The organism is Kordia algicida OT-1 (assembly GCF_000154725.1).
Classification (GTDB): Bacteria; Bacteroidota; Bacteroidia; order Flavobacteriales; family Flavobacteriaceae; genus Kordia; species Kordia algicida.
Genome location: NZ_DS544873.1, coordinates 4872349 through 4898381, shown reverse-complemented (window position 1 = coordinate 4898381; position 26033 = coordinate 4872349). Strand labels below are relative to the sequence as shown.

At 34.9% G+C, this 26033-nt stretch carries 26 protein-coding genes; 11 read left to right on the top strand and 15 right to left on the bottom strand.

The features are described from left to right. The first annotated feature begins 23 nt into the window (after window positions 1–23). A complete protein-coding gene (locus KAOT1_RS21080; RefSeq protein ID WP_007096945.1) occupies window positions 24–695 on the top strand; it encodes a hypothetical protein in 672 nt (223 codons plus the stop codon). On the opposite strand, the gene KAOT1_RS21075 is transcribed toward KAOT1_RS21080, so the two are convergent. Further along, on the bottom strand, window positions 696–1127 hold the full coding sequence (locus tag KAOT1_RS21075) for a hypothetical protein (protein ID WP_007096944.1): 432 nt from the start codon (window positions 1125–1127) through the stop codon (window positions 696–698). 174 nt (window positions 1128–1301) lie between these two features. On the opposite strand from KAOT1_RS21075, the gene KAOT1_RS21070 reads away from it, so the two are divergent. Then, window positions 1302–2396: a Nif3-like dinuclear metal center hexameric protein gene (locus KAOT1_RS21070; RefSeq protein ID WP_007096943.1), complete on the top strand. Its 1095-nt coding sequence runs from the start codon at window positions 1302–1304 to the stop codon at window positions 2394–2396. A 2-nt stretch (window positions 2397–2398) separates the two neighbouring features. Continuing rightward, window positions 2399–3178 carry a zinc ribbon domain-containing protein gene (locus KAOT1_RS21065; protein WP_007096942.1) on the top strand — a complete coding sequence of 260 codons (780 nt, stop codon included), beginning with the start codon at window positions 2399–2401 and terminating at the stop codon, window positions 3176–3178. A 33-nt stretch (window positions 3179–3211) separates the two neighbouring features. On the opposite strand, the gene KAOT1_RS21060 is transcribed toward KAOT1_RS21065, so the two are convergent. Beyond that, the gene (locus tag KAOT1_RS21060; protein WP_007096941.1) at window positions 3212–4015 is read right to left on the bottom strand and encodes a class I SAM-dependent methyltransferase; all 804 of its coding nucleotides are present in this window, start codon (window positions 4013–4015) and stop codon (window positions 3212–3214) included. Window positions 4016–4138: 123 nt separating this feature from the next. On the opposite strand from KAOT1_RS21060, the gene KAOT1_RS21055 reads away from it, so the two are divergent. Then, window positions 4139–6082: a T9SS type A sorting domain-containing protein gene (locus tag KAOT1_RS21055; RefSeq protein ID WP_007096940.1), complete on the top strand. Its 1944-nt coding sequence runs from the start codon at window positions 4139–4141 to the stop codon at window positions 6080–6082. Window positions 6083–6185: 103 nt separating this feature from the next. Here the strand turns inward: KAOT1_RS21055 and KAOT1_RS21050 are convergent, their stop codons facing one another. The 8 genes from KAOT1_RS21050 to KAOT1_RS21015 all read right to left on the bottom strand — a co-directional run bounded on the left by KAOT1_RS21050 (window position 6186) and on the right by KAOT1_RS21015 (window position 14928). Beyond that, window positions 6186–7730, bottom strand: a complete 1545-nt coding sequence (locus tag KAOT1_RS21050) for a peptide MFS transporter (RefSeq protein WP_007096938.1) — start codon at window positions 7728–7730, stop codon at window positions 6186–6188. 120 nt (window positions 7731–7850) lie between these two features. Beyond that, window positions 7851–8990 (bottom strand): hypothetical protein, encoded by a 1140-nt coding sequence (locus tag KAOT1_RS21045; RefSeq protein ID WP_007096937.1) that lies wholly within the window; start codon window positions 8988–8990, stop codon window positions 7851–7853. Between the two features lie 133 nt (window positions 8991–9123). After that, window positions 9124–10209 (bottom strand): amidohydrolase family protein, encoded by a 1086-nt coding sequence (locus tag KAOT1_RS21040; RefSeq protein WP_007096936.1) that lies wholly within the window; start codon window positions 10207–10209, stop codon window positions 9124–9126. A gap of 273 nt (window positions 10210–10482) precedes the next feature. Further along, window positions 10483–11067, bottom strand: a complete 585-nt coding sequence (locus tag KAOT1_RS21035) for a hypothetical protein (protein WP_007096935.1) — start codon at window positions 11065–11067, stop codon at window positions 10483–10485. A gap of 207 nt (window positions 11068–11274) precedes the next feature. Further along, window positions 11275–12063 carry an SDR family oxidoreductase gene (locus KAOT1_RS21030; protein ID WP_007096934.1) on the bottom strand — a complete coding sequence of 263 codons (789 nt, stop codon included), beginning with the start codon at window positions 12061–12063 and terminating at the stop codon, window positions 11275–11277. Between the two features lie 313 nt (window positions 12064–12376). Continuing rightward, complete coding sequence (locus KAOT1_RS21025) at window positions 12377–13822, bottom strand: aldehyde dehydrogenase (protein WP_007096933.1); 1446 nt, start codon at window positions 13820–13822, stop codon at window positions 12377–12379. Window positions 13823–13830: 8 nt separating this feature from the next. Beyond that, complete coding sequence (locus tag KAOT1_RS21020; RefSeq protein WP_007096932.1) at window positions 13831–14235, bottom strand: RidA family protein; 405 nt, start codon at window positions 14233–14235, stop codon at window positions 13831–13833. 171 nt (window positions 14236–14406) lie between these two features. After that, a complete protein-coding gene (locus KAOT1_RS21015; protein WP_007096931.1) occupies window positions 14407–14928 on the bottom strand; it encodes a DUF1697 domain-containing protein in 522 nt (173 codons plus the stop codon). A gap of 226 nt (window positions 14929–15154) precedes the next feature. Here KAOT1_RS21015 and KAOT1_RS21010 point away from each other — a divergent pair, with 226 nt between their 5' ends. The 6 genes from KAOT1_RS21010 to KAOT1_RS20985 all read left to right on the top strand — a co-directional run bounded on the left by KAOT1_RS21010 (window position 15155) and on the right by KAOT1_RS20985 (window position 19839). Then, entirely contained in the window at window positions 15155–16042 is an 888-nt protein-coding gene (locus KAOT1_RS21010; protein WP_007096930.1) for a dienelactone hydrolase family protein, read from the top strand. A gap of 136 nt (window positions 16043–16178) precedes the next feature. Continuing rightward, window positions 16179–17213: a hypothetical protein gene (locus KAOT1_RS21005; protein WP_007096929.1), complete on the top strand. Its 1035-nt coding sequence runs from the start codon at window positions 16179–16181 to the stop codon at window positions 17211–17213. Window positions 17214–17267: 54 nt separating this feature from the next. After that, window positions 17268–17987 carry a phytanoyl-CoA dioxygenase family protein gene (locus KAOT1_RS21000; RefSeq protein WP_007096928.1) on the top strand — a complete coding sequence of 240 codons (720 nt, stop codon included), beginning with the start codon at window positions 17268–17270 and terminating at the stop codon, window positions 17985–17987. Window positions 17988–18006: 19 nt separating this feature from the next. Further along, window positions 18007–18753 (top strand): hypothetical protein, encoded by a 747-nt coding sequence (locus KAOT1_RS20995; protein ID WP_007096927.1) that lies wholly within the window; start codon window positions 18007–18009, stop codon window positions 18751–18753. Between the two features lie 58 nt (window positions 18754–18811). Beyond that, window positions 18812–19339: a TPM domain-containing protein gene (locus KAOT1_RS20990; RefSeq protein ID WP_083777334.1), complete on the top strand. Its 528-nt coding sequence runs from the start codon at window positions 18812–18814 to the stop codon at window positions 19337–19339. Next, window positions 19336–19839, top strand: a complete 504-nt coding sequence (locus KAOT1_RS20985; RefSeq protein WP_007096925.1) for a carboxypeptidase-like regulatory domain-containing protein — start codon at window positions 19336–19338, stop codon at window positions 19837–19839. Before KAOT1_RS20990 ends, KAOT1_RS20985 begins: the two co-directional genes overlap by 4 nt. Here the strand turns inward: KAOT1_RS20985 and KAOT1_RS20980 are convergent. Both KAOT1_RS20980 and kynU read right to left on the bottom strand, forming a co-directional pair. After that, complete coding sequence (locus tag KAOT1_RS20980; protein WP_007096924.1) at window positions 19836–21236, bottom strand: FAD-dependent oxidoreductase; 1401 nt, start codon at window positions 21234–21236, stop codon at window positions 19836–19838. The two genes, KAOT1_RS20985 and KAOT1_RS20980, sit on opposite strands and share 4 nt — an antisense overlap. A gap of 1 nt (window position 21237) precedes the next feature. After that, a complete protein-coding gene (kynU, locus tag KAOT1_RS20975; RefSeq protein WP_007096923.1) occupies window positions 21238–22533 on the bottom strand; it encodes a kynureninase in 1296 nt (431 codons plus the stop codon). A gap of 88 nt (window positions 22534–22621) precedes the next feature. Here kynU and KAOT1_RS20970 point away from each other — a divergent pair, with 88 nt between their 5' ends. Continuing rightward, a complete protein-coding gene (locus KAOT1_RS20970; RefSeq protein WP_007096922.1) occupies window positions 22622–23263 on the top strand; it encodes an O-methyltransferase in 642 nt (213 codons plus the stop codon). A 319-nt stretch (window positions 23264–23582) separates the two neighbouring features. Here KAOT1_RS20970 and KAOT1_RS20965 read toward each other — a convergent pair whose 3' ends face one another. Genes KAOT1_RS20965 through KAOT1_RS20955 form a run of 3 tightly spaced genes read right to left on the bottom strand, consistent with a single transcriptional unit; the run spans window position 23583 to window position 25973 of the window. Beyond that, window positions 23583–25097, bottom strand: coding sequence for a S8 family peptidase (locus KAOT1_RS20965; protein WP_007096921.1), 1515 nt, complete (start codon window positions 25095–25097; stop codon window positions 23583–23585). 40 nt (window positions 25098–25137) lie between these two features. Further along, window positions 25138–25701 carry a phosphatase PAP2 family protein gene (locus KAOT1_RS20960; RefSeq protein WP_007096920.1) on the bottom strand — a complete coding sequence of 188 codons (564 nt, stop codon included), beginning with the start codon at window positions 25699–25701 and terminating at the stop codon, window positions 25138–25140. Then, complete coding sequence (locus tag KAOT1_RS20955) at window positions 25701–25973, bottom strand: Sec-independent protein translocase subunit TatA/TatB (protein ID WP_007096919.1); 273 nt, start codon at window positions 25971–25973, stop codon at window positions 25701–25703. Before KAOT1_RS20955 ends, KAOT1_RS20960 begins: the two co-directional genes overlap by 1 nt. Between the last annotated feature and the right edge of the window lie 60 nt (window positions 25974–26033).

Genomic DNA, 26033 nt, shown 5'->3' with positions numbered 1-26033 from the left:
TATTTCTTTTAAACAAATAATAAATGTACGGTCCTAATATTGATACTTCTTTTCCCCAACACTTCCCATTATTCAAATCAGTAGATAAACTTATTATTCTAATGAATAAAAATAGTGAAACCGCTGAATGTTTAGTCATACCTTCTATTCTAACTCTTTATTCTGCTTTTGAATGTTTTCTGACTAATATTGAAAGTCAAATTATTAATAATGATAATTTCAAAAATAAATACTCTAATTCTTATCCCGAACGTCCAAAAATGATAGATAGGCCTTTTGTTTTCTACAACATATTAAACGATGAAAATTTTGACAAAACAAGTAAACTGTATGATGACTATAATCATTTTATAAAACTTAGAAATTTAATTACACATTCAAGGTTAGAATTGTTTGAGTGGAAAGATTTAGAATCAAAAAAAGATATCAAAGTTTCTATAAATACAAGTCATATTGAAAAAAAAGAGATGAGAAAATTATCTAAAACAACGAAAATACTAAGAGATAAAGATGCTGATAAAATAATTTCTTTTCTTGAAAGAAGAAAATTAATTGACATACAAGCTCAATTCAGAATGGAAGGCTTTGTTTACACAATACAAAAAGTCAAAATAGCTAACTGGGCAAACGACATGATAACTAATTTAATGTTGAAATTTGGAGAAGACAGATCAAATCCATTTTATAATCTATAATCACTCCTTTTTCACATACAATTTCTCATTTGAAGCAAACAAAACCAATTGTTTTTCTTGTCGCTTGCCATGTGTGATTAAGATTTTAAAAAAACGATAACTATCAGGAAATACCGAAATTTGTGGCGAAATCAAGTTTTTAGTTTGATATAGCTTTCCTTGCGGAGATTCTTCAAAATCAGCAATTACTATGTAATAAAAGCTTTTAAACGCCTGAATATCTTCATCATCACTAGCACGTTCGTCACTTGCTACTTTAACAGCTTGCATTCTAAAATATTCGTTGCTTCGCGAAAGCACATTGTTTTCGTTAATTTCTAACAATACTTTAAACAAACGATCGTCATCAATCGGAATAATTCCGCTTCGCGACTGCGCTAACAAAGAAAAAGTAGTGAAAAACAGCAAAAATAAAGTCAGATTCATTTTCATTATATCGTATGATTTTAGTTATGTCTTTTAAATGTAAGTCATCTATTTACAAAACAGTATAAATAATGTATAAGCGTCAAAATGAATTCGTAAGCGTTCTAAATAAGCTACCTTTTGTTTTTTTGAGCACAGTTATTTATGACGAATTTTTATATTTGAAAAAAGCTAAAGAAGATGATTGTTCAAGATATTATTTCGCACATAGAAGAATTATGCCCGCTCGCCTACGCCGAAGATTTTGATAATGTTGGTTTGTTGGTTGGCGATCACACACAAAAAGTTTCTGGTGTGTTAATTTCGTTAGATACACTCGAAAATGTGGTGGATGAAGCTATTGAAAAAAAATGCAATATGATTGTAAGTTTTCATCCCATTATATTTTCTGGACTCAAAAAAATTACAGGAAAAACCTATGTAGAACGTGTCGTTCTAAAAGCCATCAAACATGATATTGCCATTTACGCCATGCACACTGCACTAGATAATTCTTGGAATGGTGTAAGCGATCGTATTTGTGATGAATTAGGTTTGACCAATAAATCAATATTAATTCCGCAAAAAGGAACCATTAAAAAATTAGTGACATTTGTTCCTAAAAAAGATGCTGAAAAACTTCGAGAAGCATTGTTTGCCGTTGATGCAGGAAATATTGGCAACTACAGTAATTGCAGTTTTAATACAGAAGGTATTGGTAGTTTTCAAGGAAATGAAGCTTCCAATCCTACTGTGGGAGAAAAAGGCAAGACACATTATGAAAATGAAATTCAGATAGGAATTACATTTGCCAAACATTTGGAAGGAAAAATTATCCGAACACTTCATCAAAATCATCCCTATGAAGAAGTCGCTTACGAAATTACAACCTTAGAAAATACCAATCAGCATATTGGAATGGGCATGGTAGGTTCGTTTAAACAACCGATCAACGAAATGCATTTTATGACGCTTTTAAAGACAAAAATGAAGGTTCCTGTAGTAAGACATTCGGCTTTATCGGGAAAAATGATTCAAAAAGTAGCTGTTTTGGGTGGAAGTGGAAGTTTTGCGATTAGTGCTGCAAAACGTGCGGGCGCAGATGCGTATGTCACGGCAGACCTGAAATACCACGATTTTTATCAGGCAGAAAATCAAATAATTTTAGCTGATATTGGACATTATGAGAGTGAACAGTATACAAAAATTCTTTTATTTGAGTATCTTACGAAAAAAATTCCTAATTTTGCGTTCATTTTATCAGCAGAAAATACAAATCCAATCAAGTATTCATAAATATGGCAAAGAAGAAAGAAGTTACGGTCGAAGAAAAATTACGCGCCCTTTTTGATTTACAATTAATTGACTCTCGTGTAGACGAAATTAAGAATGTAAGAGGTGAACTTCCATTAGAAGTAGAAGATTTAGAAGACGAAGTAGCTGGATTAAATACAAGACTTGAAAAGTTACACGGAGATCTAGATCAGATTGACGAAAATATCAAAAGCAAAAAGAATATTATTGAAGAAGCAAAAAGCTTAATCAAGAAATATACAGAACAACAAAAAAATGTTCGAAACAACAGAGAATACAACGCTTTATCTAAAGAAGTTGAATTCCAAGAGTTAGAAATGCAATTGGCTGAAAAGCATATCAAAGAATTTAAGGTTTCTATTGAGCAGAAAAAAGCTGTTATTGCACAAACTAAAGAACGTTTGGAAGAAAGAGAATCACATTTAAAGCATAAAAAAGCTGAATTGAATGATATTCTTGAAGAAACGAAAAGAGAAGAAGAATTCCTTTTAGGAAAATCTGAAGAATTCGAGAAACTTATCGAAGACAGATTATTAGCAGCTTACAAGCGTATTCGTAAAAATGTACGTAACGGTTTGGCAGTTGTAAAAATTGAAAGAGGTGCTTCTGGAGGTTCGTATTTTACAATTCCACCACAAGTTCAGGTAGAAATTGCTTCTAGAAAGAAAATTATCACAGACGAACACAGTGGACGTATTTTGGTTGATCCAGCATTGGCTGAAGAAGAAAAAGAGAAAATGGACAAGCTTTTTGCTAAGTTTTAATTCCATCAAACATATCAAAAAAAACCTCGCTACTCAGCGAGGTTTTTTTGTGGCTTTCAATTCGTAAATCAGTGGATATAACTTATCTTTTGTTTGGTATAAGCCTTCCTTATTTTTTATCAAATCAGGCAATACATCGTAGGGTGATGCATCGTGTTCTGTGAGAAACTCAATGGTTAATCCTGCACCAATTAGTGCATTAATTACATCGCCCAAACCGTGATTCCAAGCATATTCTTTACTTATCATTTTGGTTTCTCCATCTTCGGCATATGTTCCTTCATATTCTTCATAAATCACTTCTTCTTGGCTATATGCATATCGTAATGTTGGTGGCGTTTGTAAATAATCAAACATCCAAACAATTGGATGAAATTCTACCATATAAAACGTTCCGCCATCTTTTAATCGTGAAGCAATAATTTGCGCCCAAGTTGTTAAATCGGGCAACCAACCAATTACGCCGTAACTGGTAAACACAATATCAAATGTATCTAAAACATGATCGTTTACGTCAAAAACATTACAACAGTGAAATTTTGCATCTAAATTTAATTCTTCATTCAACGATTTGGCTAACTTTATGGCTTCATCAGACAAGTCAATTCCTGTTGCTTTTACGCCCATTCTGGCAAAACTCAACGTATCTTGACCAAAATGACATTGTAAATGTAGTAGCGACTTTTCTTCAATGTTTGATAAACTATTCAGTTCATATTTCATCAGTGACGATTTCCCTTTCTTAAAAGCTTCCATATCATACATATCGCTTTTGGCATGAATTGCCACCTTTTTATTCCAAGTTTCTTTATTGGTTTTAAAATAATTATTGTTCATTTTATCGGTTTTTTATACCTTTTATCGTATAATTGTTATTAGATTTAATCCTTAACCACAATTCTAAGGAAAATAAATTAATTCGTACCTCAAATACACTTTACTTAACACACAAATTGCCCTATGAAAAAAACTACTTTTCCTATTTTCAAAAGTATTTTTATGTTATGCTTCTTGATGAGCGCTACAAATTATGCTCAAAATGTCGATGTAATTATTACAGTAGATTGGCCAGCTTGGTCTTCAGAAAACAAAGTCGAATTATACAGTCCAAGCGGAACATTATTACAAACTGTTGACAATGGCTATGATGGAAATGGAAATGCGCCATACAACGAAACTACAATGGCAGTAAGTTATCCAGTAGATGATAATATGCCCGCAGGAACTGGTTATTATGTAATTCTATATGATTTTTATGGTGATGATTGGAACAATAACGGTAGCTTAACGATTACGGCAGATGGACAAACAGCTTTTACCTTTGATGGAGATTTCTCTAATAATGTGAATTCTGGAAATCCAGTTGAAATTTCACAAACATTCTACTTTGCAGTTGAAGAAGCACCTGCGCCACCGCCACCATTTCCTGGAGTTTCACAATTTGATACGAGCGGAAACGAATACATAGAATATATTCCTGGAAACATGCCAATTATTATTGCTGCGCCACATGGAGGTGTAAAACAATCAGGACAAACTATTGGTGGAACTTTCTACCCAGACAACGACAGTGCATTACCAGATAGAGGTTGCGGAACCAATGAAAGAGATGACAACACAGATATTTTAATCAGGGAAATTCAACAATCTGTATTTGAACAAACAGGTTGTTATCCGTATGTGATTATCAATAATTTACACAGAAGTAAACTTGATCCAAATAGAGAACAAAACGAAGCGACTTGCGGAGATAGTGACGCTTTATTTTATTGGAATACCTTCCATAACTTTATCGATCAAGCAAGTACCGATGTGATGAGTAAATGGGGAAAAGGATTATTTATAGATTTACATGGACAAAGTCATAGCATTCCTAGAATTGAAGCTGGCTACAACATTTCTGCTTCCGATTTAAACAATACAACACCAAATCACTTAAACAGTGTTTCAAACTCAACAATTACAAACTTAGTGAGCAACAATCTTGGAAACTTAACACAAGAAGAATTGGTTCGCGGACCAAACAGTTTGGGTGGACTTTTTAGAGATACTGGCGGTGCATTTTACAACGCGCAAGGATATTCAGGTTGTGGTGTTACTTCTGGTTACCGCACAGTTCCGAGTGATTTTAATGGTGGTTCACAATCCTGTGATGATACACGTCCGTATGCAAACGCCTATTTTGATGGAGATTTTTACAATAATAGACGTCACGGTTCTGGACCAACTGCGAGCGATGGACTCGGCGGCGGCGGAACAATTGATGGAATTATGACCGAAGTAAACAGACGCGTCCGTGATTTAGGAACTTACAACGGAAATGTATATGATACACGTCCGCAAACACTTGTTCCCTTTGCAGACGATTACGCTACGGTAATTAAAAATTATATTGACTTACATTACAACGATTTTGCAACATTTACATACGGATCAAACACGTATGCAACAGGAGATTCCGATCCTACACCAACACGTACAACTGGTGTAACTGGAGTATTTACAGCAACGCCCGCAGGTTTATCTATTGATCCAACTACAGGAGAAATTGACTTATCTGCATCTACAGAAGGAATGTACACCATTACACATACCGTTGGCGATTGTAATTTGTATGAAGCGACTTCTATGATGACCATTACAACAACATTGAACACTCCAGAAGTAGCTGAAGGAACATTTGCCTTGTATCCAAATCCAACCACAGGAAGTTTACGTATTGAATCGGCGCAAACAATTTCAAAAGTAACCGTTTACAATTTGGTAGGACAACAAGTGAAAACATTTGCATTAGATGCAAATTCAGCATCTATTGATATCTCTGCATTAAAAACAGGAAGTTATTTTGTAAACCTACAAAGTACCACAGGAAACACATATACGAAACTAATTGTGAAGAAGTAATTCGGAGCAAAAAATTAGTGCTAAATCTTGAAAAAGCCTCGCAATTGCGAGGCTTTTTTGATGGTGGAAATTATTTAAAAATAAACAATCTTCCGCTTTTTGATTAATGAACGCCGCTCATCAACTTTTTAATAAAAGGCGATATCATCATAACAATGATTCCGATAACTGCGGTTAATACTCCAAAAACAGCGTATACAGATACATATTGATATAGTTGTTCGAATGCTGCTTGGTTTGAACCTGAAAACGTAGAAGTTAATCCTGTGACAGTTTCTGTGATTTGTCCAAAAATTCCGCTAGCAAACAGATTTTCTTCTTCAGAAACTGTGGTAAGTTTGGCAATTTTTCCAGCAAAAAAATGTCCGTAAAAAGATGCTGAAAAGAAAACGCCCATCACAAAGGCTAAATATTTCTTTGGAGAAAGTTCCGTCATTTTTGATAAGCCAATTGGAGAAATACACAACTCACCTACAGTCAAAATAAAATATCCTACAAATAAATACCACATCGGCGTTTTGGCAAAACTATCTACCGAATTAGCAGACATCGCAAAGACTATAAATCCAAGTCCGAGAAGAAACAATCCTAATCCAGCTTTGATCGCAGAATTCGGGTTTTTCTTTTTTCGAATTAATACTGCCCACAACCACGAAAACGGAATTGCTAACAAAATGATAAATCCAGAATTGATACTATTGGTTTGTGCTGCGTTCAATCCGACAAGGTTGATATTTCGGTCTGCAAAAAGTGTCAACGAACTTCCTGCTTGTTCAAAAATTGCCCAAAATAATGACATTAATATGGTGAAATATGCCGTAACCAATAATCGCTTTCGCGCAATTGTTCCCACAGAGCGATAAATATAAATCATTGTTGCCGTAATCGCGATCGTAGCAATCCAAACGATATAATGTTCGTATTGATTGAATTTTACAATAAGGGCAAATACAGGAACTGCCAAAAATGCACCCAACCAAACCAATTGCCCTTTGTTTAATCCGAGAAATTTTTCGTTATATATATTTTCATCAGGAACTTTTCCTTTGTTTAGAAATACATTTTTAGTGGTACCACGATAGAAATAAAACAATCCTAACAACATTCCAATTCCTGCCAACATAAAGCCATAATGCCATCCGTAGACTTCCGCAAACCAAGCACATAATAACGGAGCAACTGCGCCACCAATATTGATTCCCATATAAAAAATGGTAAATCCAGAATCGCGTCGTTTGTCTTCCTCTTTGTACAATGCGCCTACAAATGTGGAAATATTTGGTTTGAAAAATCCGTTTCCAACAATAATCAGCGCAAGCGAACCATAGAAAAACACAGGCAATTCAATCGTTAAGAAAAAATGTCCTAATGCCATTAAAATTCCGCCAAGGAAAATCGCTTTTCGGTAGCCAATATAATGATCGGCAATAATGCCGCCCAATACTGGAGTTACGTATACCAATGACATGTATGCGGCAAAAATTCCGATAGACATATCGTCACTAAATAGCAATTGTTTGGTCATGTAAAGTATGAGCAATGCCTTCATTCCGTAGAAAGAAAATCGTTCCCAGAGTTCAGCAAAAAATAAGTAAAATAATCCTTTAGGATGTCCGAAACGTGTATTGGAATCTGTAATAGATGACATGTGTATGATCTTTAAAAATTAATATCATACAAATATGTTTTTAGTAGGTTCTATATAAAAGTTGTGTTGTAAAGTATAGTAAAAAATAACAAGTTGTGTGCAATTGTGAGCGAAACACAATTAATTACAAAGTGAAGAATATTCAGTGTTTTCAGCACTTCCGATGAATTCGTGCAACAAGCCTTCATCAATGGAAATATTTTCAGGAATCATTCGCAAACGGTATTTTCCTTCGCCTAAAAACGTAAACAAGTCTCTACGTTCTAGTTGTTGTTCGTTACTTAACTGCAATATTTCGTTGATATTTTCAATGATTCGCGTAAGATAGGTTTGGTTTTTAATTTCGCCACCAGCACTTACCAAAATACTTTGTAAATCACCTTTTCCATTCGCACGACGAATTGCAAATTTCAACAAGTTTTTATACTGTGTCGTTTTTGAACCAAAATCAACTTGAGCATTGTTGATATTTTTTGATGGAATACTTAATTGAATCAACGACCAATCTAAAAAACGAATGCGCATTTCGTTTGGTCGCGGTGTATTTGCTAACTGAATTACCCAGCTTGTCGCCAATACTAAGAATAGTGCAATCAACGATGTTTTTGCAATAATTTTGATGAGTAATGTGGTAAACTCATCATTGAAATCTAAAAATACTTCTGGCAATTGTGATGCAAAAATTAAAATCATAATGACTACCGAAATCATGGCGACCAATTTTAATCCGCGATGTAAAAAGGTTTTGTAAAACGAAATCAATAGTAAAAAGCACAGAAAACCTGACAAAATCAAATCAGGAACAGCATTGAGTTTAATATTCGCATACATATTATTTTCACCAAAAACACCTGCCATTACTAAAGTTACGGAAGCCACTGCAATGATGATTCCGATAATAATTTTAACGTTTTTGATATTATTGTAGATAAATTTTGGTGCGTAGTAAAAGTAAAAAAGTGCCATCAACAGAAACAGATTGTTTACAATTGATAGTAAGTTGACGCCAATTTGATACGTCATTGTTTCTGAAAATTCAAAATGTTTCGACGCATACGCCCAAATTCCAGAACCAACCCAAACAAACATAGCCAAACTGAGGTACAACAATCCGCTATCAACACGTTTTTGCGATTCGTCTTCTTCCAAAATTTGACGAAAACGCTTCCGAATATTCGAATAAATTGCCAATAGTAAAATAGCTCCAATAAAGGAAATAAAAATATGTGCCAGATTATGAAACTGCTCTACATTTGTCATATACGAAGGTGCAGGATTTTATAATTATAAAATTTAAAAAATGTGAAACGGTTGTTGAAATTCATTGAACTCATCTTGACTTTTTTATTTTTAACCGAAAATGAGTTCATTATTAAACCTTCAAATTAAAGAATTATGCTCCTAAAATCTTACGAACTAATTCTTTTTTAGCTTCATCATCTTCTCCAAACAACCAACGAAGCACATTGTCTTCCCAAATGTCATCGTATTGATTTTGATCGATTATATTACGTTCCATAGCCAAATCGAGCAACTTTCCAGGATACGAAGATTGTGGTGCGCTTTCCATTTCTCCCAACGGATACGGATCGTCTAATCCCATTAAAATCTGCTGACTTCCTTGTCGATCTACCATTAACTTAAACGAATCAGTATCGTGAACTAGCGTATCAAAGTAAATATTTGGATGTCCAACAGCTTTTCGCGGATGCACTTTACCTTCAAACAAATCTGGGCGACCGTCAAATCCTTGAATTCTTCTTCCAAGATTCATTTGCGCCAACTGTCCGCCATGCGCAAAACAGGTTCTAATGTTCGGAAAACGTTCTTGCATTCCGTTCAACGTGTAAAAATGATACGCATCACCACATTGCGCCAGCATCCAAATTAGATGAAAACGCCAATTAACATTTTGTAATTTAATCATTTTATCACCATCATACGGATGAATTTCGATAGCTAATTTGTATTTATCAGCCAGTTCAAAAATTGGATCATTTTCTTCATCAAACACACAACGCCATTGCCCGATAGAGTCCATAAAGTGCGTTGGCAAACACAACACGCGCAATCCTAACTGTTCTACACAACGTTCAATTTCCCACAAAGCACCGTGTATAAATCCTGGATGCACTACAAATCCGCAGGTAAATTTCGATGGATGATTTTGTTGTACTTCCGCATTAAAATCATTTTGAAAACGTAATGCATGTTTCATTGCTTCTAGGCGTAAACCGTTTCCATACAATTGCGATAGATTTAAGATGACTGCATGATCTATTTTATTTCGCGCCATCCAATCTAGCTTTTCATTCAAGAAAAAACTAGAGTCCGTTACAGGACGTTTCCAATCGTCTTGCAACATATATTTCCGTTCATCATCTACCCAAAAAATCTTTTTTTCCTTCATAAACTGAGGAATTTGCTCAGGATAAGGCAACAAATGTGAATGTCCGTTGATGCGTAGTTTTCGTTTCAAGGTTGTTTGGTTTTTGGGCGTGCCCACAAAAGTTCACTTCGGCTTTGCTTCGTGTACTTTCGTGGTCAGGCTTTCGGCAGTCGCTCTCTACGAGGAGCTTCAACAATGCCTCTATCCTTCACGCGAAATTAATCCTATAAAAATAGTATTTCTTATAGAATTTGTGTTGAATTTAACGTTTTAAAATAATTAAGTTAAAAAAACTAGCCTCTGTTTCTTCTTGAATCCTCAAAAAGACAAAGGCTAGCATCATATGTATGGTTGGTTATTTGCTTAACTTATGGCAACTTCCGATTTTTTTCGAGTGCTTTTTAAGATAATCGTGTTGTCAAATTTATTTTGGTAGGCAAATGTTGTTTCTTTTCCTTGTTTTTGTGCTATTACTTTTACAGGAAATGCAAAAGAGGCGGCATCTAAATCTAGTTCGTGTGATTCGGCATTTTTACTAAAATTTTCCACTAATTCTGAAAATTCCGTAGCTAGCTTTTCATTCAAAATGTAAAATTTACTTGTGCCATGTTGTTTGACAATGAGTGCCAATTCTTTGCTATTAAAGCCTAATATTGGCTTTTTATGAAGTGGTACAGCAAAACACGAGTTGTTTAACTTAATAACTTCGGTAGCATTGTACACATATTCATCTTTGCTTAATACTTTCAGCAAACGTTCATGTGCATTTGCAACGCTACTTGGCAAATTAGCAACAGAAATGTGCTCAACAGTACTTTTCAAACGATTGAATCCTTTTCCGATACTCACTAGGGAAATACCGTTGTTGCTGGCTAATGCTGAACTAGGGAACATCGAAAGCGCACCTGCGCCCATTACACTAGATACAATAAAGTTTCTTCTGTTCATATATGGTTAGTTTATTAGTCTGCAATGTATTATACATTACAAAAATGGTTTTCTGATTTTCAATTTAAGAATTTTTTAACACTTTCACATAATTACGTGTAAAAAATGTTAAAGTCAGGTAGTTTTACTTTTGTGGTTGTAGGATTTTTAGTTGATTTTTTGAATAATTTTGATCTCAATAATGCTCGAACTAATAATTTGATAAAATTACAAAGACTTCGTACGTCCGCCATCTACAGGAACATTGATTCCGTTGATGTATGATGCCGCTTCACTTGCCAAGAACGCAATCGCGTTGGCAATTTCTTCTGGTTCAGCAAAACGTCTGGCAGGTATTGTGTTTTTCATTGCGGTACTTACCTCATCAATAGATTTTCCTGTTTTTACTGCTTTGTTTTTTATGATTTCTGAAAGACGTTCGGTTGCTGTGGCTCCGGGTAAAACGTTGTTTACCGTAATTCCGAATTGTCCGAGTTCATTTGCCAGCGTTTTTGACCAATTGGCAACGGCTCCACGAATGGTATTGGAAACTCCCAAACCATCTAATGGTTGTTTTACCGAAGTCGAAATCACATTGATGATGCGTCCGTAACCAGCTTCTTTCATTCCTGCTACTACACTTTGCACTAATACATGATTGCACTTTAAGTGTTGTGTAAAGGCACGTTCAAATTCGTCAATTTTTGCATTAAAAACAGGTCCGCCAGCAGGTCCGCCAGTATTGTTGACAAGGATATGAAACGAATGTTTTTCAACAATATATGCTTCAATTTTTGTTCGTAAATCATCTGGATTTTGAAAGTCTGCTACAATATAACTGTGTTTTTGTCCTTTAGAAACGTCTAATTCTGCAAGTACATTTTGTAGTTTTTCTTCGTTTCTTGCTGCGAGTGTTACGTTTGCACCAAGATTGGCTAATTGTTGTGCGGCAGCTTTTCCAATTCCTTGAGTACTTCCGCAAACGAGTGCGTTTTTATGTTGTAAGTTTAGATTCATGTGTTTGGTATTGAGATATTATTATTGAGTCTTGAGATTGTTGCTTTGGGTTTTGGGTTTTGGGTTTTGGGTTTTGGGTTTTGGGTTTTGGGTTTTGGGTTTTGGGTTTTAAAAAGAAACTTTTTTTTAATTTAAAATTCAACTTTTTAATTTCGCTATTCGCTATTCGCTATTCGCTATTCGTTATTTGGTCTTGGGTCTTGGGTCTTTTGGGTCTTTTGGGTCTTTTGGGTCTTTTGGGTCTTTTGGGTCTTTTGGGTCAAAAAAACTTTTTTACATTTAAAATTCAAAATTTAGCATTTAACATTTTAATTCACGAGTATTTGATACAAATGTTTTTTGGTTCTGTGAAGAAACGCAAGGCTTCCAACCCGCCTTCACGACCAACGCCTGAGTTTTTCATTCCACCGAAAGGTGTACGCAAATCACGCAATAACCATGTATTTACCCAAACAATTCCTGCTTCGAGTTGTTTAGACATGCGCATGGTACGATTCAAATTGTTTGTCCATAGTGTAGATGATAATCCGTAGCGAACTCCATTTGCCATTCCCAAAACTTCTTCTTCAGTATCAAACGGCATGATAGTTACTATGGGACCAAATATTTCTTCTTGATTTACACGACATTGATCGGTTTTTACTTCGATGACTGTTGGTTCGAGGTAATAACCGTTTTCAAAACCTTTGACCGTGACTTCGTTTCCGCCACATAAAACAGTTCCGCCTTCTTCTTTGGCAATTTCTATGTATGATTTTACTTTTTCTAAGTGTGATTTTGATACTAATGCGCCAATTTTTGTCGTTTCCTCAAATGGATTTCCAACTTTGAGTTGTTTCACGCGTGCCACAAAGTCCGTTTTGAATTTATCATAGATGCTTCTTTCCACAAATATTCGCGATCCGCATAAACAGATTTGCCCTTGATTCGCAAACGAAGATCGTACCGTAACTTTGAGCATTTCGTCATAGTCACAATCTGCAAAGATGATGTTTGGATTTTTCCCTCCTAATTCTAGCGAAAGCTTTTTAAACATTGGTGCTGCCGTTCTGGCAATATGCGCTCCTGTTGCCGTTCCGCCTGTAAAAGAAATTGCTTTTATATGTGGATGCTCTGTAATGGCTTGCCCTGTGGTGTGTCCTAAACCGTGTACAATGTTTAATACGCCGTTTGGCAGACCAGCTTTGGTACATATTTCACCTAAAAGATACGCTGTCATTGGTGTGACTTCACTTGGTTTGGCGACAACGGTATTTCCTGTGGCTAACGCTGGTGCAATTTTCCATGTAAAGAGATATAGTGGTAAATTCCATGGTGAAATACAACCTACGACTCCGATAGATTGTCGCAAGGTAAAATTCATTGCGTTAAGTCCAATACTTTCGTGTGCTTCACTTGAAAATTGCGTAATGGCTTGCGCAAAGAATTTGAAGTTGCTTGTCGCTCTTGGAATGTCAATTTGTGTGGCGAGACTGAGTGGTTTTCCGTTGTCTAAAGATTCTGCATGCGCCAAATCGGCTAAGTTTTCTTCTATGAGCGAAGCGATTTTGTTTAGAATTCGACTGCGTTCTTCTAAGATTGTTGCTGACCAACTTGGAAAGGCTGCTTTTGCTGCTTGATAGGCGGCTTCTACATCTTCTGCAGACGAGTTAGGAATTTGTCCGTAGATTTCTCCATTTGACGGATTGTAATTGTCAAGCCACGCATTGCTTTTTGGTGCTATATAACTTCCGTTGATATAGTTTAGAATCTTTTTCATGCTGTAAGTTATTGTTTTTTGTACGCAACTACTTTGATTTCTACTACTAAATCGGGATGTGGTAATTGATGAACAGCAACTGTTGTTCGTGTCGGACCAGTTTCTTTATCGAAAAATTCTCCGTAAGCTTTGTTGTAGCCTGCAAAGTCATTCATGTTTACGAGAAACGAAGTGACATCGACAACATCGGCAAGACTTGCGCCAACACTTTGTAAATTTTTGTCAATATTTTTTAGTACTTCACGCGTTTGCGTTGCAATGTTTAAGTGTTTTGTTCCCATTTCGTCAATGATATCAACGCCTGCAATACTATTGTCTGGTCGTCGTGAACTTGTTCCTGATACAAATATGAAGTCGCCCACACGTTTTGTATGTGGATAAGCGCCTCTTGGTGTTACTTTTTTTTCTTGCATTTTTTGGGTTTTATTTTGTGTTGTTCGTTTACGCTGAGCCTGTCGAAGCGTTGTTTGTTTTTTGTTTTTCGTGTAATTTTGATGCTAAAATTTCACTCCAAGTGACGTTTCAGAGTTGATAGCAATACTTTTCTGAAAAGCTTTTTAATTTAGCATTCAATATTTTAATTTTTACAGCGATTCTGCGAGATCCAATAATTTATAAATCGTTTTCCAGTTCCTTGTGGTTGCTTGTGTTTTGAGTTTGCGCTCAAAGAAATTGTTTGTAAGTTTTGTACGTCCAAAACCTCCAGGACAATCTAAATATATTTCTGAATTGATAATTTTGAAACGATCGTCTTTGCTATCAATTTCAATGGTTGTTTCTTCTGGTGTTGTTGCTAGAAATGTAATTCCTTGTTTTGAAATATCTGTTTCTGTAAACGGATTGTTGGCAATTGCCGTTTTCCATTGATCGATAGTTTTTACCAAAACAGGAACATCGTAATCATATTGTTTTTTGATCGCTTTGGCAATTAAATCCCCTAATTCTTCTTGATTTTTTTTAGCTGATCTGAATACTACGTTTCCACTTTGAATGTATGTCTGAACGTCTTCAAAACCCAATTTAGAAAGCAACTCTCGAAATGCTGCCATGGGCAATTTTTTACTTCCAGAAACGTTGATTCCGCGTAAGATGGCAATGTATATCATAGTGGTTTTTTGGTTGTGTTTCAAAGATACATTTTTTTTGTTTGTTCATTTGTTTATTGGTCTATTCTATTCGTTGAGTTTTCTTAAACTGGTAAATTCATTGAAAAGTATTTTTTGTAAAATTGTTTGTTTCAAAAACAACAAATAATACTCAATAAGCAACTTTTCTCAACGGAATAGTTCAGCAAAATTCCATAACTTTAAAACAACCAAAAATTTTTATGTGATGAGCGAATTAAAAAAAGAAGATATCAAACAAGAAGTATTTGATTTGTATGACGATTATGCACATAATAAGATTGGGCGTCGACAGTTTGTAGAACGACTTTCCTTGTATGCCGCAGGAAGCGTTACTGTAGGTTCTTTGCTCAGTTTTATGTCGCCAAATTATAAAACAACTGCGGAAGTTGCCAAAGACCATCCGAACTTGGAATCTGAATATATTATGTACGATTCTCCAAAAGGCGCAGGAAAAATGAAAGGTTTGCTTTCTTTACCAAAAGATGTTACAAAAAAAGTGCCTGGCGTTATTGTGGTACATGAAAATAGAGGTTTGAATCCGTATATTGAAGATGTTGGACGACGTACAGCCTTAGAAGGTTTTATCAGTTTGGCACCTGATGCCTTAACTCCGTTAGGTGGTTATCCTGGAAATGATGACGACGGACGAACAATGCAGAAAAAACGTGATCGAAACGAAATGTTGGAAGATTTTATTGCTGCGTACGAGTATGTAAAAAATCATCCGAAATGTAATGGAAAAGTCGGCGTGGTTGGTTTTTGTTTTGGCGGATGGATTTCGAACATGATGGCAGTAAGATTAAACGATTTACAAGCGGCAGTTCCATTTTACGGAAGGCAACCAAGTGACGAAGATGCTGCAAAAATTAAAGCGTCTTTGTTATTGCAATATGCTGATTTGGACAAACGTGTAAATGCAGGTTGGGAAGCGTATGAAAAAGTATTGAAAGCGCATAATATTGATTATACCGCACATTTTTATCCGAACGTTAATCACGGATTCCACAACAATACAACACCACGTTACGACAAAAAAGCAGCAACGTTGGCTTGGGAACGAACCATTGCATTTTTTAAAGAAAAATTAGTGTAGTCTGACGGAGTGAATATGCTATAGTTTTTCTTCAAGTAGAGATTTTATACATTGAAAAATAGTATATTTAACCTTCATAATACTACCATGCTTTTTAATTACATCCCTAACAACTCGTATTCGCAAAGATTAAACTATGAAATTACTGATTAGACTAAGCCTTTTGGTTTTTATCTGCATTCCTAAACTACACGCGCAAGATTTTGATTTTGATACCACAGGTTACATCGAAATTAACAAAAAACGAATTACAAACACAAAGATCAAAAGTATTAAAGAAGAATCTGGTTGTTATATAGATCAAGCAAATCCACCGTTGACGTACGAAGATTGCGAAACCACATACAAAGAAGCTTATGATAAAAACGGAAATTTAATCTCTTTAAAAACATATGAAGATGGTTCTTTGCAAAGTGAAAATACGTATACGTATAAAAATAATCGAATTACTAGCATTGAAGAAGATTACGGAGATGAAGTAGAGAAGAAAGTGTTTATCTATAATTTAACTGGTAAATTAATGTTTAAAAAAGAATACGAAGACAAAACATTAGAAGCTACCACAACCTACAAATACAATTCACAAAGTTTACTTATAGAAGAGATATACGAACGACCAAGTTCAAAAGGTTTTGGAAGTAATCCTTACCAAAAAACGATATACAAATACAACACAAACGGAAAGTGTATTTTTAAAGGAGAATATAATAAAGCTGGTGTTGAATTAGACGTACGCACCTATGAATATAGCAACAACGGATTGACAATGGTTGAAAAAGACAAACGTGATGATACCTTTGTAATACAGTTTAAAGAAACCAAAGATGCACGAGGAAATAGTTTAGAAAAGGTTAGTTATGATTACGATGGAAAACAACAAAAACGCATGGTGAATACATATGATGCTAATAATAATCGTTTAAGCTATGAAGAATACGATGGTGATGATAAGTTTGTAAAAAGTACTACCGAAACATATAATGATAAAAATGATGTTACAACCTACACTATTTTTTATCCCACAAATCACTCAAAAACTGAAGGCAGTAAAAACGTAACCAGATATTGGTATAAATATGATAAGAAAGGCAACTGGACACAACGTGCTTTGTATGAAGGTGATGAAAAATTTGTTTCTGATGCTGTAAAGCGAACGTTGAAATATTATTAAAGTTTAGTTACGCATTAATTATAATTCCGAACCTTGCTCATTCTTTAAAACTACATGAATACGCTAATCGCTACTATTGAAAAGTTACAAAAAGAAGGATTCTCAGTTATTAACTCTGTATATTCAGAAGCTGAGATTACGGAAATTATTGACTGTATTACAAAAGCTTCCGCAGATGTAAGATCGGATGAAAACGCAAAACATGTATTTGCCATTAGACAACTCATGAAAAAGATTCCTGAATTGAAATCGTTGCTATTTACAGAGAAGTTTCACGAGTTGTTAAAGAACGTTTTTGAGGAAGACTGTTTTTTAACAAAAGCTATTTATTTTGACAAACCTAGCGAATCCAATTGGTTTGTGGCATATCATCAAGATTTGAGTATTTCGGTTGATCGCAAACAAGACGTTTCAAACTATACAAATTGGACATTTAAAAAAGGGCAATACGGCGTACAACCGCCACTTGATATTTTGGAAAATATTGTCACGGTCAGAGTTCATTTAGACAAAACTGAAAAAGAAAATGGCGCACTAAAAGTCATTCCGAAATCACATTTGAAAGGTATCTACAGACCTGAAACAATTGATTGGACTACCGAAACCGAACATGTTTGTGAAGTTGAAAAAGGCGGCGTAATGTTGATGAAACCGTTAACGCTTCACGCTTCCAATCGCACTACAAATCACAAACAGCGTCGTGTATTACATTTGGAATTTAGCACTAAACAATTGGCAAAACCGTTAGAATGGCAAGAATATTGTGCGCTTTAATACTATAAAATATGTTGTCATGAAACTAAAACCAATCGTATTTCTTGTTGCCATAACTTTTATACTGATAAGTTGTCTTTCGACGGATAAAGAAATAATTCCTGTTGTTAAAAAGGAAAAACGATTGTTTCCTGTTTTGATAGATACACTAGCCGAGCAAGCTGAATACCTAGAGACAAAAATAAGATTGAAAGCTAACTACAAACCTATTACATTCAAAAAAATTACAGATACTATTTTTGTAAATCACGATATTTATGAAAGCTTGACAGGTAAAATGTCAGAAACTGAATATCAAAATTATATGCGGTATCATCGAACAAATATCATTGCCGATAATGTAACGAAACCAACTGCGAATACTATCAAAATTTTTGTTGATACGACAGCAATTATCAGTAAAATATATTTTAATAGACATGCTAAAAAATTAATTTTACACAAAGCATATGCTACGTATGTTGTGAATACTTCTGTTAAAGACACTGTTGTATTGGGTTTGAATAGTAAGATGGACATGTTGCTAGAAGCCCTGAATAAAGAAAATGAGTGGAAACAAATTGAAGGAATACAATTCATTGCTTGTGCTACAGGTCGTACCCTATTTGTACTTCCCGAAAAAGACACACTTATCACGGAAACTACTATTTTTAAAGGAAATTTTAAAACCAAATTATGCTTAAAACTAGGTTCAGCCTATTCCAACCAATTTGAAGGTTTTATACATGAAACACAGTTGCTAGATTCAGACGTCGATTTTTACTGACTAATTAAAAGGAATTTCTTATATTAGCTGTTACCCAAATTGATCTTAATAGCCTATTATGAAACTTAAAAGTCTCCTGCTTGCCCTGCTGGTTATACTTTGTGTTAGTTGTGAAGCAACGCATAACACGCATTCTCACTCGTATGCGGCTGTGCATACTAAAAATGTAGAATTCCCGATTCCTGTTGGATTTATCAATGATTTTGACAATATTTTATCTGACGAACAAGAAGTAACTTTATTGAATTTAGTGAAACAACACGAAGCCGAAACTAGCAATCAAATTGCGATTGTAACCTTGACTTCTATTCAAGATTATAGTGGCTTGGAAGAATATTCGTTGGATTTAGCAAATCATTGGGGAATTGGTCAAAGAGATAAAAATAATGGCGTTTTAATTGCGTTATACATGAAAGATCGTCGTATTTGGATTCACAATGGTGATGGAATTATGCACAAACTTACCGATGATGAAACGTTAGATATCATCAAAAAGCTCATGGTTCCTGAATTTAAGAAAAATGATTTTTATACGGGTTTTCAAAAAGGAATTCAAGAGATTATTAAGGAATTGAAAGATTCATGAAAAAAGGAATTCTTTACTGTGTCACATTATTTTTATTGACAGCTTGTGCAAAAAAAGTAGTTAGATGCGCTTTGATTGGCGAAAATATGAATCCGAAAAAGTTACAAAGTGTAGTCACAATTAATGAAAATCGGCTCATCGCAGATACAACAGTTGTCAATGTTTCAGGAAAAGTTTTAGGAAGTTATATTCACGATGGAAATGATACCATTACAGATATTTTAGAATATGCAAATGTTGCATTTACCAATTTGAAAACTCAAGAAGTATTAGGTACAACTTCAAAAGTAGATGGTTTGTATAATATTTTTATTCCTGCCGCGACTTATAACATAGAGTTTCAGTTTATTGGCTACAATCGCGTCATTATAGAAAATGTAAAGCTTGATACTAGCGAAATAGTAAATTTATCCGCAAATCTCGGTCAAGGAATTGGCAAAGAATATTTCGAAATTCGAAAACATCGCGCGAATAGAGAACTTATTCGAAAAACAAATTAATGCTTCAAATTCGCCACAGTATCTTCGTCTAAAATTTCGTTGGTTTCTGCTTGTACTTTTTTGAGAATTTCTTTTAAATCGGCTGTTGTGTCAATTTCGTCATCCGCAATCATATTTAATAATGCTTTGTCTTGTGCGCGTCCTATTTTCATAGCTTTGCTGTATGGTAAATCTTCATTAAACGTTACCATCGAATATTTAGAAAAATACTGTTCAGGGAAGTTTTTCTCTAAGTCCATTTCCAACTTTCGCTTTTCTTTAAAAATCGGATTTGCCACATGATCGCGCATTTCGTAATAATTATCTATCGCCAAATCGGCAATGGCATCTGTGTCTTTTTTACGTATTTTTTCATAAGTTTTAAATACTTTTTCCCAATCGCCTTCATACTGATCTAAAACTTCATTAAATACCACAACATCCTCAAAAGAAGCATTCATTCCTTGTCCGTAAAACGGAACAATGGCATGTGCTGCATCGCCCATTAATAAAGTATTATTTTTATACGACCACGGCGAACATTTTACGGTACCTAATGGCGAAGTTGGGTTTTCAAAGTATTCTTTAGTCAACTCAGGAATCAACGGTATTAAATCTGGAAATTGCGCTTCAAAGAATTCCTGTACACGTTCCGCCGTTGTTAGATTGTTGAAATTGTATTCACCTTCATCATACGATAAAAACAATGTTACCGTAAAACTTCCGTCTAAGTTTGGTAAGGCAATAATCATAAAATCGCCTCGTGGCCAAATGTGTAATGCGTTTTTCTCTGTTCGGAATCCGCCTGTTGCGGTTGGCGGAATACTCAACTCTTTATAGCCATGACTGAGATAATTCTGAGAATAGCTAAATAAAAATTTACGTTCTAAGTAATAACTTTTACGCAACATCGAACCTGCGCCATCTGCTCCAAAAATAACATCTGCTTTTACTTCAATTTCTTTTTTCGTCTCGTAACAATAGAACGTAGCGATGTTTTCTTCAATATCAATTTTTGTACATCTTTTATTAAAAATAATATCTACGGCTTCATGTTCTTCCGCTTCTGTGAGTAACAAAGCGTTCAAGTCGCCACGTGAAATAGAATTGATGTATTCGTTATCGCGACCAGAATAGTTAGACATAAATATATTTCCTTCTACATCGTGTACCAAACGTCCATGCATCGGAATACACAATGGCATTACTTTATCGGCAATTCCTACCATATTCATGGCTTTGATTCCTCTGTCTGAAAATGCTAAATTGATCGATCTTCCCGCAGAAATATCTACTTTTCTCAAATCGGGACGACTTTCCATGACCGTAACTTTATAACCACGTTGTCCTAAGCGTAGTGCCAATAATGAGCCGCACAATCCTGCGCCAACGATCAGTATGTTTTCTTTTGTTTTCATGTTATAAGCATTTTTTTAGTTCGTCTACCATGCGATAAACATCTTGAAAAGTATTGTATAATGGAACTGGCGCACAACGAATTACGTCTGGTTCACGCCAATCGGTAATGATGTGTCTGTCTATGAGTTTTTGATGCAAAGACTTGTCGGCATTTTTGACTTGAATCGATAATTGACAACCTCTTTCTGCTAGATTTGAAGGTGTAATGATTTTGATACGATCGGTATCAATTTCGTTGATTAAATATTCAAAATATGCGGTCAACGTTTCTGATTTTTCGCGCAAAGCGTCCATGCCAACTTCATCAAACATATCGAGTGAAGCTTTGATTGCTGCCATAGATAGTATTGGCGGATTGCTCAATTGCCAACTTTCCGCACCTGGAATCGGATTAAAGTCAAAACGCATGTTAAAACGTGTTTCCTTATCGTGTCCCCACCAACCTGCAAAACGATTCAATTCTTTGTTATGTGCATGTTTTTCATGAACAAATAAACCTGCCAAACTTCCTGGACCTGAGTTTAAATATTTGTACGTACACCAAGCGGCAAAATCTACATTTGAATCGTGTAAATTCGGCTGAATGTTTCCTGCGCCATGTGCCAAATCAATGCCAACCATCGCGCCTTTTGCGTGTCCGAGCTCTGCTATTTTTTTGATGTCAAGATATTGTCCTGTGTAATAATTCACACCACCAATCATCAATAAGGCAATTTCGTCGCCTTCTGCTTCAAGCATGGTTTCCAAATCTTCCATACGAAGTAATTCTTCGCCTTTGCGTGGTTTCCATTCTAGCAATCCTTCTTTTGGATCAAAACCATGAAATTTTAGTTGTGATTCTACTGCATATCGATCAGAAGGAAACGCGTCACTTTCAATAACAATTTTATATTTGGTTTTTGTTGGTTGATAAAAAGAAACCATCAATAAGTGAAGATTCGTCGTTAAGGTATTCATAATCACGACTTCAATCGGCTTTGCTCCTACTATTTTCGCCATATTTTCCGTAAGAAACTCATGATATGGCATCCAAGGATTTTTGGCGTCAAAATGTCCTTCTACACCCAAGTTTGCCCAATCTTTCAATTCTTGCTGAATGTATTCTTGAGTAACTTTTGGTTGCAATCCAAGTGAATTTCCACAAAAATATAACCATTCGTTACCTTCGGCATCTTTGGGAATGTGAAATTTTGTTCGGTAGCTTTTTAGAGGATCTTTTGCGTCTTGCGCTTGTGCGAACGCCAATGTATTTTGAAACATGCTGAATGCTATTTTTACCAAAAATACGTATTCCATTTTTGGAATAAAAAGATATTTATCATTTTATAAATCACTTTTTATGCGAATCGTTTTTAATTGATATTTTTGTAGAAATTCACAAATTATGCATTTTATTCCAGAAGCTTTAGACGAATATGTGGTGAAACATTCTGCCGATGAACCAGAATTACTGAAAGCGTTGACGCGTGAAACGTATCAAAAGATTTTGCAACCGCGTATGCTGAGTGGACATTATCAAGGAAGATTGTTAAGTATGTTGTCTAAATTGATTCGACCGAAAACAATTTTAGAGATTGGAACGTACACAGGATATTCGGCACTTTGTTTGGCTGAAGGAATGCAAAAAGATGGTGTATTACACACAATTGATATTAACGAAGAATTGCACGATTTTCAACGTAAATATTTTGATGCTTCTGAGTTTGGAGCGCAAATCCATCAGCATACAGGAAATGCTTTAGACATTATTCCAACACTAGAAACTACGTTTGATTTGGTGTTTATTGATGCTGACAAACCAAATTATCCACAATATTTTCATGCGATTATTGAAAAGATGAATCCAAACGGAATTATTTTGTCTGATAATGTTTTATGGAGCGGAAAAGTGATTGAACCTTTACAGAAAAATGATGTTTCTACGGAAGCACTTTTGGAATACAACTCACTTTTAAAAGAAGATACTCGCATAGAAACTGTGGTTTTGCCCATTCGTGATGGCTTGACGATTAGTAGAGTTATTTAGGGTTTTGGTTTTTTGGTTTTTTGGTTTTAAAATTCGACAGTTCTAATTTAGCATTTTCACTTTGTCGTTCTAAATAATAAAAATTTTCTTTATCGTTTACAAAGCATCAATTCGAATGATTTTTGGTAGAACAATGTATCAAAAATTGCTGTGACGTGATGAGTTTTTACACTTAAGATTTTCAAAAGGGCATTTTCTTTATCTTCTAAAAATTTAAGAATCTTTTATCAGGAAAAAGTTTAAATCACTTTAATAAAAAAACTCTCGCCATTACGACGAGAGTTTCTCCCTATTTACTAAACTAAATATGCCAACTGTTCTATTGAACTGCTTGCAATGCGTCTATATTTCCATATCCATACTGAGAATTTTTGTTTGGATAGAAATCTGCAGATTGTTTCAATCTGTTTAATACTTGCGTTTTTGACCAGCTTGGATGTCTAGACCATACTAAAGCCGCGATTCCTGCTGTTGTTGCCGTTGCTACTGATGAACCACCAACATAATCTGCTTGGTTGTTATAGTAACTTAATACTGGCGTTGTTCTACTTCCGTTACCATCACGTTGCATTACTACAGTAAAATCAATTTTACTTCCTTTGTGACAAATATCACACTCTTTATAGTAATTTGCATCAGTTACACCTGTTACTGCAACCGTTTCACTCATTGATGCTGGAAATATTACTCCTACAAAGTTAGTGAAAGTTGTTGAAGTTCCACCTGCTGCGAAGATTAATTTTCCTCTATTATTTGCATATCGTACTGCATCCTTGATTCTACCTACAGAAAAGATGTGTCCAATAGACATTGAAATTACCTTTACGTCGCTTCTGTTTCCTAAAGCTGTCAATGCGTTTGCAACACCTTTTTGTTCGTGATAACCGTCTAAAACTACGTTTTTTGTTCCACGATAACTAATTAAATTTGCATTATATGCAACTCCAACTGGCATTCCATTGTTATTTCTAGGCGCAGTTGCTACAGCAGTCATACTTGTTCCATGACCACATTTGTCATTTGGTCCATCTGTACTTGAAGACCATGGCCACCATGAATCTACATACGTTCCGTATTTCTGAACGTATCTTCCTGATGAATATCCATCATTGAAACTTCCGTTCATTAGAGAGTTGTTTGGTGTTAATCCAGTGTCAATTACTCCAATTCCAACTCCAGAACCTGTACTGTAACTCCATGCAGATGGAATATTGTGTTCGTAGAATGTCCATGGTACTTTTGCTCCTGGCGCTACGGTTGTGTAATCTGCTGAGTTTAATGTTGCAGAACCATATCCACATCCTGCTCCAGATTTAGCAGTTACTTCATGATCTAAGTACCTGTAACCTGTTGGTTCAATGTAACGAATTCCTTTTTGAGATAATAAATCTCTCACCGTTGCTAAGTCTTCAACTTTTACATCAATGATATTGAATGTATCATCTTCGTCAATTAGAAAATCGCTTGTTTTCTTTTGTCCATCGCCTTCTACAGCAGCAATTCGTTGAATCAGTCTGTTTTTGATTCCTTCTGCGTTCGAATTTTCTTTGTTAAAATCATTGTCATCGCTTCCATATCCAATCGTTAAGATTTGATCTCCATGAACTGTTGCACTCCAAATAAAGTGTGCATCCATGTTTGTCCATTCAAATTGTTCACGACTTGAAGCAACTTCATTGATTTTAGCATTAATTTGTGTAGGTGTTAGCGGTGTTTTTTGTAAAACCTCGACATTGTTTTGTTCTTCTATGTTCTCGATTGTAGGATCGTTAGAACAAGAAATTACACTTAAAGCAGCTATTACCAGGGCTACTCTGAGATTAATTTTTTTCATGTTTTAAAAGTATTAATTGGTTAAAATTTTAACGAATATATTAATAAATATGTAATCTTACTATGCGCGCATTACAAATTCGATGAAATACAATCCCAATTATAATTCCTACAATAATTCCGGTAAGGATATCCGAAGGATAATGCACTCCAAAATACAGTCGACTATAAATGAATAACATAGGCCAAACGTATAAGAAGCGAATCCAGTAGAATACTTTTTTCAACATTAAAAAGAGAAATGTTGTTAAAGCAAAAGAAACCGTTGCATGTCCTGAGAAGAAACTGTAGTTTTCTGGCTGAATAACGATATTGATAAATGGTGCTACTGTTGGGTCATTACAGGGACGTAAACGTTCTACTCCAATTTTGACCAATTCTACCAATAGTAATGAAACAAATAAAATAAAAAGTCCATGACTGATTATATATCTTGCTTGTTTTCGAGGAAATTTTCTGCTTATTCTATAAAAAATAAAGGTTAAAAGTGGAACCCAATAAATAAAACTTGTGACATATATCCAAAAGGGATTAAATGGAGTTTCCCCTAAATTGTTTATGTAGATTAGTAATTCTTTGTCATATGTCAATAAATCATCAAGCATTAAAACTGCCTTTTGATAGGTCCTGACATGTCTTCAATATCTTCTTTTACTTTATTGATTTCTTTTTGAACATCGCCTGCAATGTCAGTATCTAATCCGTTGTCTTCTGCACTTTTTTGAATTTCATGCTTTATTTCATTGGTAGCATCTTTTAGTTGACGCATTCCCTTTCCTAAGCCTCTTGCGATTTCAGGTATTTTGTCTGCACCAAATACCATGACTACGATAAGCATGATTACAAATATTTCTCCACCACTAATAAATAATGCCATACTATGTTCTATTATAATACAAATATAATCAAGTAAATATTATGATATAAAAAAACCAGC